We start from the raw sequence: 15,601 nt of genomic DNA, 5'->3' as shown, positions 1-15,601 counted from the left end.
GGGCACGTTTTTCAACACCGACGCGCCTTCCACCCTCCAATCAGGAGGGCGCTATCATCCAGCTTTGAAGATCGTGCTGCCCATTCGGGTTATCTCCACGGTGCCAGAAAACGGTATCGGCCCGAGTCGAGATGGAGAACGACGCCATCCTGCGTCACCTCCAGCTGCCTCACACCCGGACTCTCAGAGAGAGGTCTATCGCTCTCGAACACATCGGCATTGGATTCGAGGGGGAGAATCGCCGTAGCTGTGGTGTTTGTGGGAACCTCCACCTCCCACAAAAATCGCCCTTCTTCAATACGCCAGGCGCTGCGAACGAGGCCACAAACCGTTTTTAGCGAGGCTTCGGCACGTGTAAGCCCTCCGCCCGGCTTCGGCGCTAGCCGAATGTGACGGTAGCCTGGCGATTTGGGGTCGAGGTCAATACCGGCCACAACCTGATAAAGCCACGCCCCTACGGCGCCGTAGGCATAGTGGTTAAAGGAGTTCATGGCCGGGTCTTGAAACCCTTTCTCCTCCGTCCAGCTATCCCAACGTTCCCACACTGTAGTCGCCCCCTTAGTCACCGGGTAGAGCCAGGAAGGCCAGGTTCGCTGTAGAAGCAATGTGTAGGCCACATCGAGATAGCCCTCTCGCGCAAGCACATGAAGAAGATAAGGGGTGCCGACGAAGCCGGTGGAAAGGTGATTGCCACGTGCACGAATGTCGTTTACGAGCGTTTTTGCGATGGCAGCCCGTGCAGACTCCGGAACGAGATCGAACTCCAAAGCCAGGACACAGGCCGTCTGCGTGCCGCTTACCAAAAGCCCATCCGGCGTAAGAAAGCGCCTTTGAAAGGCGCCCCGAAGGGCTTCGTACAGCCGCCGATAGCGCTTCTCATCCTCCTCCTTGCCAAGCACCTTGGCGATCTCGGCCATGAGAAGGGCATCGTAGGCGTAGAAGGCGGTGCCGATAAGGTCTAACGGAGTCTCTGCGTTTGTGGAGAGCCAGTCGCCAAAACCACGAAAGCCGTTGTACTCTGGGTGGCTGCGAATGTCATTGATGGCCGTCTTCTCTAAGTAGGCCATAAAACGCGTCATACTTGCATAGCGGTCTTCTAATATCCGTTTATCGCCGTAGCAGAGATAGAGGGTCCAGGGGCAGATGATGCCGGCATCGGCCCACGCCGGCCCTCCATCTGTTCCCACCACGGTGGGACACGGATTTGGGCAAACAGGTGGAATGGCCCCCTCCTCACTTTGCGAGTCTTCCACCGTTTGTAGCCAACGAGCGAAGAAGCTTTCGATGTCGTGAACAAAAGCCCCCGTACGCACAAACACCTGAGCGTCGCCCGTCCAGCCTAATCGTTCATCACGTTGAGGGCAGTCGGTAGGAATATCTACGGAGTTGCCCTTATGCCCCCATACAATGTTGTGTTGGAGTTGGTTTAGAAGGGGTTCGGAGCAGGAGAATGTACCCGTTAGGGGCATATCGGTGTGGAGCACGATGCCCGTGATAAGGTCTTTACTTGGCTTCTCTGTTAGGCCGGTTACCTCAACATAACGAAAGCCGTGAAAGGTAAAGTGAGGCTCGTAAATCTCCTCCTCACCGCCGCGTAGCACATAGGTATCGGTCTGTTTGGCGGTTCGTAAGTTTTCCGTGTAGAGGGTACCGTTCGGATTGAGCATTTCACCGTAGCGTAGTCGAACGGTGGTGCCAGGGTCGCCCTTTACCTTAAGGCGCACACGACCCACCATGTTTTGCCCAAGGTCGAATATCCAGTGAGGAACGGGCCAGTTTGCGGCCAGTCGCGGCTCTTCGATGGGTGCCAGCTCCTCCTTGCGCCGCACGGGGGGACACATGCGGGCACACAGCGGAGCCGGCCACGGCGCAAATACCTGTACCGGTTTCCAGCCCTCTGTCGCGAATCCGGGGCTGTCCCAGCCGGGCATCTCAAGGCGTGCGTTGTACGTCTCTCCCATAATAAGGTCGGCCTCTAGTAACGGGCCGGTGGAAAACTGCCAGGTGGAATCGGTGGGGACATAGTGGGTTTCGCCATTCTCATAATGAATGACGAGCTGTGCCAAAAGGCGCGGTGCCTCCCCATAAATTTGCCGTCCCCACCAGGCGACATGCCCACAGAACCAGCCATCACCAAGAATAACTCCAATCGCGTTGGCACCCGCGCGGAGTTGCTCGGTAACATCGTAGACTAAATACTCTACGCGCTTGTGGTACTCCGTCCAGCCCGGGGTGAGGGCGGCATCGCCCACAGGTTGCCCGTTGATGCTGGCCTCGTAGAGGCCAAGGGCGGTGATGTAAAGACGCGCTTGCCGAACGGAGCGCTCGACGGTGAACTCTTTGCGGAGATAGGGGCAGGGAACACCGGCGCGACGCCCCCCCACAATGGGGGCACCAATCCACTCGGCTCTCCAGTCGTCAGGCTCCAAAAGCCCCATCTCCCACCAGGCCGGCTCGGCCCAGTCCGAGGGTTGCCCTTGATCATCCCAAACGCGCACACTCCACCAGGCACGTTGCATGGAACGCAGGGGCTTGCCTTCATAAACAATGTGAAACGTACTATCCGAATCGATCGTGCCGCTGTCCCACAGGTCTGCCTCGCCGACAAGAAGCGCCTCGCGGGAGGAGGCAACACGAACGGCGTAGGCGGTTTGACGTGCCCCTCGCCGTTCTTCACGAAGTTCCCAGCTAAGGCGCGGTTGCAATACATCAATGCCTAACGGATTCGAAAGGTATTCACATCGCAGGTTTTCTATGATCATGCGGCTAAGAACGCTCTCCTTCAATAGGGTTCGCCTTTTGTGCAGAGAAGTTCGCCTCTTGCAGGCGTTTCTCCTGCAAATCTTTCTAACCTTAAGATAGACAAGGAGAGGCTTCCTAAAAACTAGCATTTCCACCGATAAACGAAGGGCTTCAATCTGCCGTTAATCTCTCTGTCAATAACCTGAATACCCTTGAGGGCGAGGAACCGGTTATATTCGATGGCTCCTGAGGAGGTTACAGCAAAATGATGGGAATTTTGGAAGCAAAAGCGCTGGTGGGAAAAACCTGCGAACTCGAATGGAAAGATAGGCTCGGCAATGTGCACAAAGCGACTTCGCTGATCTACGACGCCACCTTTGTCCCTTTATACGGCGGCTACCTCATGACGGCCCAAGAGGACATCCGTTTAGACCGCCTCGTAAGCGTTCGCGTTTTAGAGGCCGAACCTGCCGGCGCCTCTCCAACCGCTTCCTCCTCCATGAACATGCAAAAAGCGGCCGCCTAAGAGTGACAGCACGGTGGAGAGGAGGAACCTATGGCTCTCCCCTCCACCTTAACAAAGAAGCACTTGAAGCAGCTGCAGCGAAGCTTTCTCGCCTTTAACGGGTGTAGTCTGAGTTTTCGGCTTCTGGATAGGTATAGATGCCCATATGTTGGTACTCCCACATGATTTGGGCTTGTGTTTTAGGAGACCCATCTGGATTGAGGAATGGAGGGTCTTTGAACCATTTCACGTGCCCATCGCAGAAAATCCAGTTGCGTCCTAGTGCATGCCGCTTGCCTTTTGGCCATCATCCTCGCCCTGCCGCATCGTTATCGTATCCAGGGGCGATATACCAGCCTGCAAAGATAACACCGTTCGATAAAACCCTTGATCCTACGTCTGTAGCAAAAAACACGTTGGATGGACACTTGTAGTAGGCGAGTGGATACATCTTGCCTCCTCGATATCCAGAGGGGTTCAAGGTGGGATCGTAGGCCGAACTCAAAAAGTAGTTTCCTGCATAAGAGAGAGGAAAAGAACGCAGGAAGGCGTTAACATCCTTTCTCATTCCCGCATAAGAGTTCGGCATATGGACTGCCAGCAGCTGAGCTTCATAGCAGTAGGAATAGTACTTGTTAAACCCACCTTTATCGGGGTCGCTAGGGCAGCTAAATATCTGCCAATTTTTAATGTAAGGGGCCGTAGCGATAGGGAAAGAGAAAACCCCGCTGAAATACTGGTCTCCGAGTGGGTAGTTGCCCTTTGCATCCGGAATGGGGCTGCTGCAAGGGCCTTCCCACCCCGTTTCAGGCGGTGTCTCATCGTAGTCCTGAGCGTACATAAACACAGCGGTGCTGATCTGTCTGAGATTGGAGATACAAGTTGCTTTCCTGGCAGCCTCTCTTGCTTGGGCAAAAATCGGGAAAAGGATAGCTGCTAATATAGCAATTATTGCTATAACTACAAGCAACTCAATCAGTGTGAAAGCTTTTCTCGCGAATTTCATAGGTCGTTCTCCTCTCGGCCAAGCTGACGGCGCGTTCACTGTGCGTAGGCAGCCTCAGCAAACTCACCAAATATATCCTATCTCGCTGCCGATTAAGGATGAATTAAAACCATGTTAATTTTTCGTTAAGATTCGGTGTGTCCCATTCGCTGTATCTCTGTTTCCAGAAAGCTATCTCGTTCTGCTCAACTTCCATAAGGTGTAGCGATAGGTAGTTGCACGAACAGACTTTTTGTGTTAGAATAGAATTCAGAAGAAGAATCACAAAAGAACAGACCGACAGTCTTCCGTAGGACGCATGAAAACTCGTACTCTTGATCAAAGGCCTTGGGTTCCTATCTTACACCGAAGAGCTTACCGGCTATTGGGCTTTACGCTAACCGAGTTGCTCTTCGTCATGGCCATTCTCGCGGTGCTGGGTGCCTTGCTTCTGCCTGTTTTTCTCTCCGGTAGGCGCTCGGCACAAAAGGCGGCCTGCCTGCAGAACCTGCACCAAATCGGCATCGCCCTTGCGCTTTATGTTCAGGACTACGACGAAGCGTTTCCCTCCTATACCGTAGACCCAGATAACCGTGCGCACCCGGAAGACCTCCTCGCCTGGCACAACAATTTCTGTCGTGCCCAAGACCTCAAACCGTCTCAGATATCGTGGGCCTCCCTGGCTCTTCCCTATGCCCTTAGCGACCTCTATGGCATGTCAACACAGGGCGATTCCCCCCTCTTCTGCCCCGCAGATACCGACCGAAAAGCGCGTCCTATAACCTCCTACGAGTTCAAGATGTTCCTATCCGAAGGTGTTCACATCAACGACGTGGAGTATCCTGCCGACACGGCCATGGTTTGGGAACAGTGGGACTATCACGATCCGGAGCACTATTCGGAGCATGACTCGCGTGCCCACCTCAACACGGTGTTTGTGGACGGACATGCCAAAAGCGTCTGGTTGCAGGATACTACAAGCGCACGCTACGGTAACGGCCCCGACCTTCATTGGCCTTTTATAGGACAGGGCAAAAGCGCGCCCTATACCTACCACGACACGTTACCGTGAAGCAGCCGTTTCACGGTGCCCAACTCTGTGGCCTCTCTTTCTGTTCCTTCGCCCCACGCCGATGTCCTTATCCTCAAGAAGATGAGGCGACGATGCGATAGAGATGCACATCGTAGGGCTGAAAGGCGTCCTCAAACTTGCCGCCAACCACCGAGATGCTTCGATTCTCGCCCAGCACCTCTGCAGTCGCCTTTGCAGGTAGGTTCCTCACCTCGAAAGTGCCCTTCGTGGCTCCATTGCGCATGGCAACCGCAAAAAGGTAGGTTGCGCCTCGGTAGCGCTTTACCATCATGTGAATGGGCACTTGGGCAGAGGAGGAGACCACCGTGGCCGCCTGCTCTATGGTAGGGCTGTTTAAAACAGGGGCAAGACGATGAACCTGTTGGTTGATCTGGGTTACTGCCGCCAACATGGGAGGGTCGTCGAGCAGTGCATGTTCGTCAAAGGTCGGTTTGAACTGATGCACAAAGTAGATAAGCCCCCGTGAGCCGTGAATAAGCGCCATCCATACCTCCGCGCGCACCTCATGCGGTGTCGCCTTTTTGTTGCCGCTTATCCGCGTGCATTCAATGCAGTTCCACACCACCTTCTGCCCCTTTGTCCAACGAACCAACCGTTCAACGCCTTTGGCCACATACCACAGGTAGTTCTCGCCATCCGGCCTATCTAAACCGGCGACCGGATAGACATCAAAGGAAACGATGTCACACCCCTTGACATAAGTCTCATAGTCCGACAGTTTTGCCCCCGGCCCGCGTCCATACCAGGCGTCGTTCGCTACCCCCTGTCCTAAGTTGAGCATGATGGGGCGGGTGGGGTCGGCAGCGCGAAACCTCTCATACTCGGCCACAATGCGTTCCGGCGGCACACAAGGCCCCCAGCTCTGTTTGCCCGTGTTGGGGTCTACCATCGGTTGGGCATTGTCTGGCTCATCGTCGTGCATCCAACCAACGATAATCGGATCGTTTCGGTGCGCCAGCCCTACTGCGTTTTGTGCGCAGATCACCGGCATATGGGCGGCCCTGAGCGCGGAAAGCTGCTCCTCTGTAGGGCCTTGCCAAAGCCCCACGTAGAGGTTGAAACCGGCCGCCTTGTACTTTAAGGCGTTCTCCGGAGACTGAAGCCAAACAGCGATCGGAAAATAGTTGGGTGTCGCAGGAGGGCCGTATTTCCATTGCGCATAGGGTGCCCGATCTGTTGCCGTGTGGGTCGGTGGCACCGCAAACGTCTTAGGCCGGTCCCCTGCCAGCCCCGGTAGGAGGATAAAGCCAAGCCCGATGAGGCCTAAATATTCGAGACGCATTTTACGCTTCCTTTGGCGTTGAGTCTGCCAGGGTAAAGTTATGTACCCAAATAGCGTATAGATTCTTGAATGCAGTGCCGCTGCCGTAGAGGTAGGCCTTGCGCCTACCCTTCTCAAAGGATACCGTGCCTGCCCTTTTCAAAGGACACAGCCCATGAGCAGTTGGCGCCGGCATGTGGTATACTAGCATACCTTTATAGAAAGCTCTATTCATACGGTATCGGTTGCACAAGGAACGCACGTATGTCGGAAACCACCCAAGAGGTCTCCATAACTCCACAGAGTGCCGATAACGCTCAAGACCTGGAAAACATTTTGGAACGTCTCGCAACCTATCGGCCTGAGGCGGATAAAGACCTTGTGCGCCGTGCCTACGCTTTTGCCGCCGAAAAGCATTGTGGGCAAACCCGCAGCGATGGCTCGCCCTACATTACCCATCCCCTCGCCGTTACGGCCATTCTGGCCGAGTTGGAGATGGACGAAACGACGTTGGCCGCCGCTCTTCTGCACGATGTGATAGAGGATTGCGGAGTCCCCCTTGAGGAGATTCAAAGCCGATTTGGCCCCGCGGTAGCGCAGTTGGTGGACGGCGTTACGAAACTGCAGATCATAGGTGTAGATGAAGGAAAAACGCGCCCCAATCTGCCCGAAGACGAAGAGGAGCTTACGCCAACCGCTATTGACCGGCGCAAGAAGCAGGCCGAGATGGCCAAGAAGGCTGCCAACTTACGTAAAATCTTTCTGGCGATGGCCCGCGACCTGCGGGTCATTGTCATTAAATTGGCCGATAGGCTGCATAATATGCGTACCCTTTCGGCTCTGCCACCCGCCCGCCAAATGCGCATCGCCCAAGAGACCCTGCAGATTTTTGCCCCTTTAGCCCATCGGCTCGGAATTTGGCGCCTGAAATGGGAGCTAGAAGACCTTGCTTTCCGCTACGTTGAACCGGAAGCCTACGAACAGGTGGCGGCTATGGTGGCGCGCACTCGGGCGGAACGCCAAGCGGAGGTGGATGAGGCCGTCGCCATTCTCCAGCAGAAGCTGAAAGAGGAGGGGATAGATGCTCAAGTCATGGGGCGCCCGAAACACCTCTACAGCATCTACAACAAAATGCGACAGCAAGGGCTGGATTTCACCCAACTCTATGACCTTATTGCTCTCCGGGTGATTGTGCCAACGCGCCCCGATTGCTACCATGCTCTGGGAGTGGTGAGCGCACTTTGGGCGCCTATTCCCGGCATGTTTTCCGACTACATCGCCCAGCCCAAAAGCAATATGTACCAGTCCATCCACATTAAGGTAATCGGGCCGAAGGGCACGCCCCTAGAGGTACAGATTCGTACATGGGAGATGCACCGTACCGCGGAGTTCGGTGTGGCGGCGCACTGGCAGTACAAAGAGGGCGGCAAAGCCAACGATCAGTTCGAGCGTCGTCTCGCTTTTCTGCGCCAGCAACTCTTCGATTGGCAAAACGATAGCAAAGATAGCGGAGAGTTTTTACGCAATATCACGGAAGACCTGTTCACCGACCAGGTCTTTGTGCTAACCCCGAAAGGCGATGTTATAGACCTGCCGGCAGGGAGTTGCCCCATAGATTTTGCCTATCGGGTGCATAGCGAGGTGGGTGACCACTGCGTGGGAGCAAAGGTAAACGGGCGCCTGGTGCCGCTCTCTTACCAGTTCCGTAACGGCGATACGGTGGAGATCATCACCCGCCCAGGCGCCACCCCAAGCCGGGACTGGCTCGCCTTCGTGAAGACCTCCCATGCGCGCGCAAAGATCAAGAACTACTTTAAACGGCTTCATCATCGCGAAAATGTACAGCGCGGGCGCGACCTTCTGGAAAAGGAGCTGGCCAATCAACTGGAGCGCGACCCTCATAGGTGGGGCGAAAACCCACGTGACCTCCTGAAAGATGAATCGCTGCGCAGTGTGGCCGCCTCGTTCAACGTGCCGAGCGAGATCGAGCTGCTGGCCTCTATAGGCTATGGCACCATCGCCCCTCTCACCGTGTTGAACCGCCTGCGCCCCGTCGCTCCCACCGAGGGGGAGGGCGCCGGCCTTGCAGTGAGCATTCCTATCGGAGGAAAACGCGCCAGTGAAGAGAAGCTCCACATCGTGGCCGGTGGGCTTGACACCGAAAATCTGCTCTTTCGCCGCTCTCGCTGTTGCTTGCCTATCCCCGGCGACGATGTTATCGGCTATATCACGCGCGGGCGCGGCATGGCCCTTCATCGCCGCGAGTGTCCCAACGCACGCTACTATCTTGCAAACGAGCCGGACCGCTGTGTGCCGGTAGAGTATGTGGGCAACGATGGACAGGTCTATCAGGTCTATCTGACCATCGTTTGTTTGGATCGCACCGGGCTATTGGCCGACATTGGCTCCGTTTTTGGGGAGAACAAAACCAACATTACCGCGCTACGAACCCAGTCGCATCGCGATAAAACCGCCACACTCGAACTTGCCATTGAAGTGCGTAATACCGAGCACCTCGACGACATCATCAAGAAAGTCTACGCCATTGGCGATATTTTGGACGTACACCGCGCTTTCGGTAGCCGTGATGAAGGCAAAACAAAATAGCCCTTTCATCTGTCTAACCTATAACTAAAAGTAAAGGGAAAGAGCGGTGAAAGGCACATCGTGGGTTCGTCGTCTGCTGTTTTCTGGAGCGTTCTTCCTCCTGTTCGGGGGGCTTTCGCTTCCGCAAGCCACGCTGCCTTCCTCAAATGCCGGTTCCCCCCTCAATGTGCTGATCGTGGGCGGAGGGCCAGAGCCTAACTACAACCAAGTGGCGATAGAAAGCAACGTCCGCTACGTTCAACGGCTTCTCCCGGCCGCCGCCCAATGCACTACCCTCTTTGCCGATGGCAATCCGAACCATGAAACCGTCTACTATACCGATCCGGCTCCTACCCCTGTCGGGCAACACCTCTACGATCTCCTCATCCATGAGGATAGCACCTACTCCGCCGATCGCTATCGCACCCCACATCTGCTCCACGGCCCCGATGGCCCTTCGCGCCTTCCGGCCATCCGTCGCTTTTTTGAGCGCATGCATCAACAGTATGCAACATCTACCGACGATCCTGCGCCGTTGCTGCTCTATTTCACCGGCCACGGCAGCCCAGACCGCCCTACCTATGCCAACAATCGGTACGACCTTTGGAAACCGGGGCCCGATTTGGATGTCCGCACGCTGGCCAATCTCCTGGAACAAATACCGCCCAACGTGCCCGTGACACTCATTATGGTGCAATGCTTCTCCGGCGGTTTCGGCGATCTCCTTTTCGGTGGAGGCGACCCACAGCGCCCCTATCTCGATAGAGACCTTGTGGGATTTTTTGCTGCCGTGCCGCAGCGTGAGGCTGCCGGCTGCACTTCCGAGGTAAACGAGGCCGAGTACCACGACTTTACTTCCTATTTCTTTGCAGCCCTCACCGGCCGTGACAGGCTAGGACGCCCCGTTACCGGCGCCGACTATAATCACGATGGACGTGTGGGAATGGACGAGGCCTTCTACTATACCCTCATCCATGACCCCTCCATAGATACCCCCGTCTGCACTTCCGATGTCTTCCTCCGACATTTTGTACAAGCAAGCGACCAGGAGGTGTTCTCCACGCCATGGCACGATCTGTTGGCATGGGCCACCCCGGCCCAGCGCGCTGCCCTCGAAGCGATTGCCGACCAGCTACAACTTCAAGGCGAAAATCGGGCGCAAACCGCCTTTAACCTCGCACAAGACGATTCAAACCTCAGAACTCTGCGCGCCCGCTCTGCTAACGCCGAATCGGAGCTGGAAGGCCAACTGCGCGACGCCAAAGAGATTCTCCTAGATAACTTCCCTAAACTGCGCGGTCACGGGGCCGACAGAGAAGATGCCAAAAAGGCCGCCATAGATTGGCTTGCTCAAAATGCACAAAAGTCTCCTTGGAAAGACCTACTCGATGCGGAGAAGCGCACAGAGGACTTAGATGCCCAGGAAGAGCAGGCGGATTGTGCGCAGGCACGCCAAATTCGTTTCCTACGCCTCTGCAAATCGGTGGTGTTGGCGCATAAACTGCTTGCCGGCAACGACGACGTGCTCAAAGAACGCTACCTCAAACTCATCAAGGCAGAGAGCCATAGTTTGTTACCACCCGCACCTGCCTTCACGGAGACCTTAGGCCAAAGGGGCGACTATGCTCTTCTCATCTCCCCTGCTGCGTTGCGGCCTTGTGGCTGTGGCAAGGGTACTACCCATTTGGTGAAAGTATTCTGAGCTTTCGCCTTACAAGGCAGAATGCCCGTTTTTTGCAGACAGATGCCTATTTTGCCTTTCGTGCCTCGTTGTGTAAGGCGATAACGTAGAAGGCCACATCGCGTGCGATCGGCGGAATGGCTATCGTCATCTTTTCTGTGCCCCCCACCGTTAACCGAGTTTCCGATAGCGCCTTACCGGCATGGGTATCCCACCAAACGAGGCGATAGGTTCCAGGTGTTAGCGCAGGCAGTGTAAGTCGCCCATCGGCCGGCTCCGGTTGCGCATCGGCAGGCGCATAGATACCGGAGCGATTGTACACCCACCCCGCCACATAGTCCTTGCCAACGCGTGCCAAACACTGTAGGGCCAAGGCATAGTTCCTGAGAACGATACGGCGTATCTGAACCCAGTCCGACCCTGTGTTCTGCAGAGTCAACGTGTGCTGCCCTGCAGGTAGGTCGAAGGCAAGTGTGCCCTGCTCCTTATCCGGAGTGTAGTCGCTATCCGCTGCGTCAAATTTGCGCGTGACCACCACCTGCCCATCCACGCCAATCTGAATAACAGCACCGGCCTTTGCAACGCGATCAACCTGTACCTCCCCTTTTATAGGCTCCGCACAGTTCACCTGCAGGGCAAGCGGTTCGGGCATCATGTCACGATGGAACTGACCTTGTAAGAAGGAGGGATAGGTTCCGAAAGCGGGAGGAGCGCCTTCCGGGCTTATGGTAAAGGTAGACTGTTTTGCCGGCTCGAACCCGCCGCCCGGGGCGAGCACCAGATCGGCATGTTGTTGGGTCTCTACCGACAGGGTGAGCGACTGAAGCCCCCTCTGCTCCGGCAGCTCAGAGGCGTTCAAAAAAGCGGTAGCGGCCGCATAGTTTCCGTAGAGATCATGTTGTTCTATAACGTCCCATGACCAGTATTCGGGGGAACCGGACGGCCAGCGCATAAGGCCGGCCCAGAGGCCATTGTGTAGCGCCACACCGTTGGGATCGTCTAAAGTTGCCGGCCCAAACTCCCCCACAAAGATCGGTTTGTTCAGCTTTAGGGCTTGCGCAGGCGGGCCGGCAGCCAATGTGGTTAGCGGGTCGGGCGGATAGGAGTGTACTTGGATGTAGTCCATACTTTGCCAAATGGGGCTATCGTAGGGCACATCGGGCGCCGAACTGGTGGTGATGAGATGATGATTGATGTCGTAGCGCCTAAGGAAATCGGCCATTTCACGGTGCCATTGCGCGATGGCGGCATCGTGTTTGTGCTGGTAGGCATCGGTGAACTGCACCTCATTGAAAAGCTCAAATGCCATGATGTTGGGCGAATAGCCCCATCTCGCGAGAATATAGTAGAGCTTCCGCTTTGTAGCCTCAATGGCCTGCGGGTTGGTAAAGAAATCGTCCGGCGCTTGCAGAAAGCCGCCGTTTTTCACATTGTAAGGGTTCTCGTTCCAGTTCGGGTTCACGTTCGAGGAGTACTGCCCGTGATGTTGCAGCACCATCTGAAAGTAGATGCCGTTTTGCTGAGCGGCTTCCACGATCTTATCCCAACGCCGAGCCACATCGAGATCGATATCTCCAGGAGCGATCTTTTTGCCCGGCACCCAATCCAGATTTTGGTTAGCCCAGTGGGTCATCCACACGCGCGACCAGTTTTCGCCGGCCACGTGCATCTTTGCAAAGAGAGCGGGGATATCGGGCAGATTCGGAGAAGGCCATGCCTCATTATTACCCACGGGATAGTAGGTGTTGCCGTTGTCAAAAACGAAGCGTGTGGTATCGGCCGGGTTGATGCGAATGAATCCTGGCTCGGGTGTGCCGGAGACGTTCCATTGTGTGGGGTTCAGGTTCGTTTCATGGGCGATCTGGCCATTTAAGAGCACCTTTTGCACGACATACCGGCCAGGAGCGATGGGTGTATAGCGGGCACGCCAGGTTTGATCTCCATCGTAGAAAGCCGGCACCGAAACGGTGCCCCCATCCGGCCTCTGGAAGACAACCTGCACGTTCACCTTTTCAAAATCGAAGGGGTCGCCGGGCACCTTAGCGAGTTGAAACGAGGTTTCGATCATGGGATAACATCCTTGTCCGGGCAAGAGGCGGGCGGACGTGTTTCGATTTTGCATCGCGATAGGTGTGTTGTAGCCTGGAGCAATGTCGCCACTAAGATTTTGTTGAAGGCCTCCAAAGTCGGCCCCGCCACACCCTGCACACAACGCCACCAGAACGCCGGGGAAAAGCCCGCATAGCCACCAAAACCACCGCCGATTTCGCATTATCCTGCCCTCTCTAAAACATCTCAATGAGACTATCTACCCGATTCGGAGGCAGCACGTGACGCCCCAAAGCGGTAGGTATAAAGCTCTGCCCCCACATGACGTGCCGCAGCCACCATGTGGCGGTACGGCCTGTCGGTTTGTGCCACAAACCCGATGTTATAGTTTTCACCGTCCCACGTTCGCCCCGTTAGCGGCTCATCCACGTATTGGAACCAGTGGCAGCCCACGAAAGCGGGGTTATCGAGCACGCTGTGCACATAGTCAATGAACATCTGCGCGCGCGCCTCCTGGTTCGGCGTGGAGACAAGCCCCGGATGCCACATTCCTCTATCAAGTGCGCCAAAATGGAACTCGCCGATAATGCAGGGACGATTGAGATCGGCCAAATAGCCCCATTGGCTGGCATCCACACGCGGGGCATAGATGTTGAAGCTTATCACGTCGCAGTACTTTGCGGCCTCCTCCACTTCGGCACGGCTGTGCCAGGCGAAACGGCAGCCGAGATAGAGATGGTTGGGATCGTATCGTTTTAACGCCTCCCGAACGGTTTGGAAATACCTATCGGCAAAGGCGCGCACAAACGTCTCGGCGTCTTTGTGCGCCTCCTGGGTAAGCGGCAACGATGCTTTGTAGGGCGCCTCAAGCTGCTGCCAGGAGCCGACATCGGTCTTCCACGCCGCATTGAAGTTAGCGATGTCGCCATACTTCTGTTGCAGTTGATGCAGAAAAGCGCGTTTGGCCGGCGAGTTCGCCGCTTCCTCCTTCAGCGCGCCAATGGCAAGCCCCACGTCCCCATTCGGCCCGGAGTTGGCCCAACTTAGCTCATTGTCTACAAAGTAGCCTACGCACCATGGGGAGTTACGCACACGGGCGGCGAGGTCTTTCATATCACTATCGGCGGCAGCTGCAAAGCGCGGGTCGAAGGGATCGGGCATACGCCCCCAATAGTCGGAGCCGCTGCTCACCGTGGCGAAATCGCCGTGAACACGGCCGGTTGCCACGAAGGGCACCTGTTGGTTTTGATAGAAAACAGGGTCAGACCAGTTTCCTATGGTGTTGAACCCCCAAGAAGGCAGACGCTTTAAGGCCATCTGCTGCCATACCGCTTGGTAATCGGCGCCGTACTTACGATAGAGGTTGGCACGATAAAAGTCGAAAGTCTTGCCCTGCTTGCCTGCCAGCGGCCCCATGTAGGCGCTGCTCTGGCCGTAAAAGGCACCTAGCGGCCCGTTAGGGTCTGGAAGGGCGGCAAACAGCGATTCGCGACCGGTGATAAAGGTAGGGGAGTTCAGCTGCACCACATCTATGCCCAATGAGAAGAATAGGTGCCCCGAAGGCGTCACAAGCATCCATTTGCCGTCGTACTTCGCCGTTCGGAAATAGCCGGTAGCCTCTAGTTTGGGGCCTTGTGCCCATCCGCCGTACGGATCGCGATCGGGCAGGGGTGGATGGGCTTTCAGATCGGCCTCTTCCTCTCTTCGTTGTCGCATCAGGTCGGCATCGCTATGTACTTTGCCCGGCCAGTCGGCCTTAGCATACTGGCCATAGGCGTCCACCACACCCCTGAGGTCCTCTTGTTGCAACGGCAAGGTTTTGAAGGGCGAAAGCAGCAGGGTTTCGTTTTGGTGGGGGCTATGCAAGAACAACTGAAACTGCACTATATGCCCAAAGCTGAAGGGGTTCCCACCGGAGACGCCCAGGGTCACCATGCCGGGTATGGGAGGAAGCCCACGCATTCCGAGGCTCATGGGGTCTGGGCTAAAGCACACGGCAAAGGTCTGGGTTTGGCCGGGCGCGATGCTGCCGTTTGCCGTTCGCGAGTGGTTATAGCCGTCAGCTTCTATCGAGTCGTCTATACGAAAACCGAACGCGATAGGGCGTTTTCCCGGGTTGCGGAGGGTGAAGGAGATAGCCTCCATTCCGCTCCAGTCCAAAGGGTTGGCGGGCTTAAAGAGCACATGGGGCCACTCCGCATTTTTGTGAAAGGTGATGCGCAATGCGGTTTGTCCCTGTTCGGTAACTACCGTACCGTCAGCATCGCTTAGCTGCAAGGGGAGGCCGGAAAAGTGCAGGTCGGTGGCCCCCTGCGCACGCGCCCAAAGCGTTGCAGAGGTACCTAGGAGCAAAAGCAGCGGATAGAGCTTCATGGGCTTTTTCCCATCCTTGAAACGTTTAGTACTATTTTAGCAGAGATTCGGGCGATCCCGCTTGAGGGTAGGCTTAAGGAAGACAGGCGCATAGAGTGAAAGGGACGGTATTTATTTTTGGCATAGCGACTATTTTGAGAGAGATTGAGAATAGATGAGATTAGGGAATTCGTTATGGAGAGACTGTTCGCGAAATTTTTTAGGGCAGCCCTTGACAATTTGCGTAGGCTATGTTATAATGGGAGTTGAGAATACGAATTCACTGAATTCCTATTCTGAGAACCAGTCGGAACCAGAAAATCGTGCCCGGTCTAACCCAATTGGAA

The 15,601-nt window shown here is 55.7% G+C and carries 9 protein-coding genes and 1 pseudogene; 4 read left to right on the top strand and 6 right to left on the bottom strand.

Annotated features, from left to right (window positions below; genetic code table 11):
- Positions 1 to 89: 89 nt before the first annotated feature.
- Positions 90 to 2,762, bottom strand: a complete 2,673-nt coding sequence (locus VKV29_RS14990) for a glycoside hydrolase family 78 protein (protein WP_324202128.1) — start codon at positions 2,760 to 2,762, stop codon at positions 90 to 92.
- Positions 2,763 to 3,007: 245 nt separating this feature from the next.
- On the opposite strand from VKV29_RS14990, the gene VKV29_RS14985 reads away from it, so the two are divergent.
- Positions 3,008 to 3,268 (top strand): hypothetical protein, encoded by a 261-nt coding sequence (locus tag VKV29_RS14985; protein ID WP_324202127.1) that lies wholly within the window; start codon positions 3,008 to 3,010, stop codon positions 3,266 to 3,268.
- 94 nt (positions 3,269 to 3,362) lie between these two features.
- Here VKV29_RS14985 and VKV29_RS14980 read toward each other — a convergent pair.
- Positions 3,363 to 3,539: pseudogene (locus tag VKV29_RS14980) on the bottom strand (H-X9-DG-CTERM domain-containing protein); the annotation flags it as partial.
- 15 nt (positions 3,540 to 3,554) lie between these two features.
- Entirely contained in the window at positions 3,555 to 4,253 is a 699-nt protein-coding gene (locus VKV29_RS14975; protein ID WP_324202126.1) for a DUF1559 domain-containing protein, read from the bottom strand.
- Between the two features lie 364 nt (positions 4,254 to 4,617).
- On the opposite strand from VKV29_RS14975, the gene VKV29_RS14970 reads away from it, so the two are divergent.
- Positions 4,618 to 5,304, top strand: a complete 687-nt coding sequence (locus VKV29_RS14970; protein WP_324202125.1) for a type II secretion system protein — start codon at positions 4,618 to 4,620, stop codon at positions 5,302 to 5,304.
- Positions 5,305 to 5,377: 73 nt separating this feature from the next.
- Here VKV29_RS14970 and VKV29_RS14965 read toward each other — a convergent pair whose 3' ends face one another.
- Positions 5,378 to 6,607 (bottom strand): hypothetical protein, encoded by a 1,230-nt coding sequence (locus VKV29_RS14965; RefSeq protein ID WP_324202124.1) that lies wholly within the window; start codon positions 6,605 to 6,607, stop codon positions 5,378 to 5,380.
- 243 nt (positions 6,608 to 6,850) lie between these two features.
- Between VKV29_RS14965 and VKV29_RS14960 the strand changes: the two genes are divergently transcribed.
- Positions 6,851 to 9,193, top strand: a complete 2,343-nt coding sequence (locus VKV29_RS14960; RefSeq protein ID WP_324202123.1) for a bifunctional (p)ppGpp synthetase/guanosine-3',5'-bis(diphosphate) 3'-pyrophosphohydrolase — start codon at positions 6,851 to 6,853, stop codon at positions 9,191 to 9,193.
- 46 nt (positions 9,194 to 9,239) lie between these two features.
- Positions 9,240 to 10,874, top strand: a complete 1,635-nt coding sequence (locus VKV29_RS14955) for a hypothetical protein (RefSeq protein WP_324202122.1) — start codon at positions 9,240 to 9,242, stop codon at positions 10,872 to 10,874.
- Between the two features lie 46 nt (positions 10,875 to 10,920).
- Here the strand turns inward: VKV29_RS14955 and VKV29_RS14950 are convergent, their stop codons facing one another.
- Complete coding sequence (locus tag VKV29_RS14950; RefSeq protein WP_324202121.1) at positions 10,921 to 13,125, bottom strand: DUF5060 domain-containing protein; 2,205 nt, start codon at positions 13,123 to 13,125, stop codon at positions 10,921 to 10,923.
- Between the two features lie 32 nt (positions 13,126 to 13,157).
- A complete protein-coding gene (locus tag VKV29_RS14945) occupies positions 13,158 to 15,275 on the bottom strand; it encodes a beta-galactosidase (protein WP_324202120.1) in 2,118 nt (705 codons plus the stop codon).
- Positions 15,276 to 15,601 lie beyond the last annotated feature (326 nt).

The sequence above is a fragment of the Chthonomonas sp. genome, assembly GCF_035294165.1.
GTDB lineage: Bacteria > Armatimonadota > Chthonomonadetes > Chthonomonadales > Chthonomonadaceae > Chthonomonas.
The sequence above is the reverse complement of the archived record's forward strand: the minus strand, read 5'-3'. Positions and strand labels throughout refer to the sequence as shown.

Bases quoted from the DNA above. Each gene is read 5' to 3' on its own strand.
- VKV29_RS14990 (WP_324202128.1), bottom strand. From the start codon at position 2,762: ATGATCATAGAAAACCTGCGATGTGAATACCTTTCGAATCCGTTAGGC.
- VKV29_RS14985 (WP_324202127.1), top strand. From the start codon at position 3,008: ATGATGGGAATTTTGGAAGCAAAAGCGCTGGTGGGAAAAACCTGCGAA.
- VKV29_RS14975 (WP_324202126.1), bottom strand. From the start codon at position 4,253: ATGAAATTCGCGAGAAAAGCTTTCACACTGATTGAGTTGCTTGTAGTT.
- VKV29_RS14965 (WP_324202124.1), bottom strand. From the start codon at position 6,607: ATGCGTCTCGAATATTTAGGCCTCATCGGGCTTGGCTTTATCCTCCTA.
- VKV29_RS14960 (WP_324202123.1), top strand. From the start codon at position 6,851: ATGTCGGAAACCACCCAAGAGGTCTCCATAACTCCACAGAGTGCCGAT.
- VKV29_RS14950 (WP_324202121.1), bottom strand. From the start codon at position 13,125: ATGCGAAATCGGCGGTGGTTTTGGTGGCTATGCGGGCTTTTCCCCGGC.
- VKV29_RS14945 (WP_324202120.1), bottom strand. From the start codon at position 15,275: ATGAAGCTCTATCCGCTGCTTTTGCTCCTAGGTACCTCTGCAACGCTT.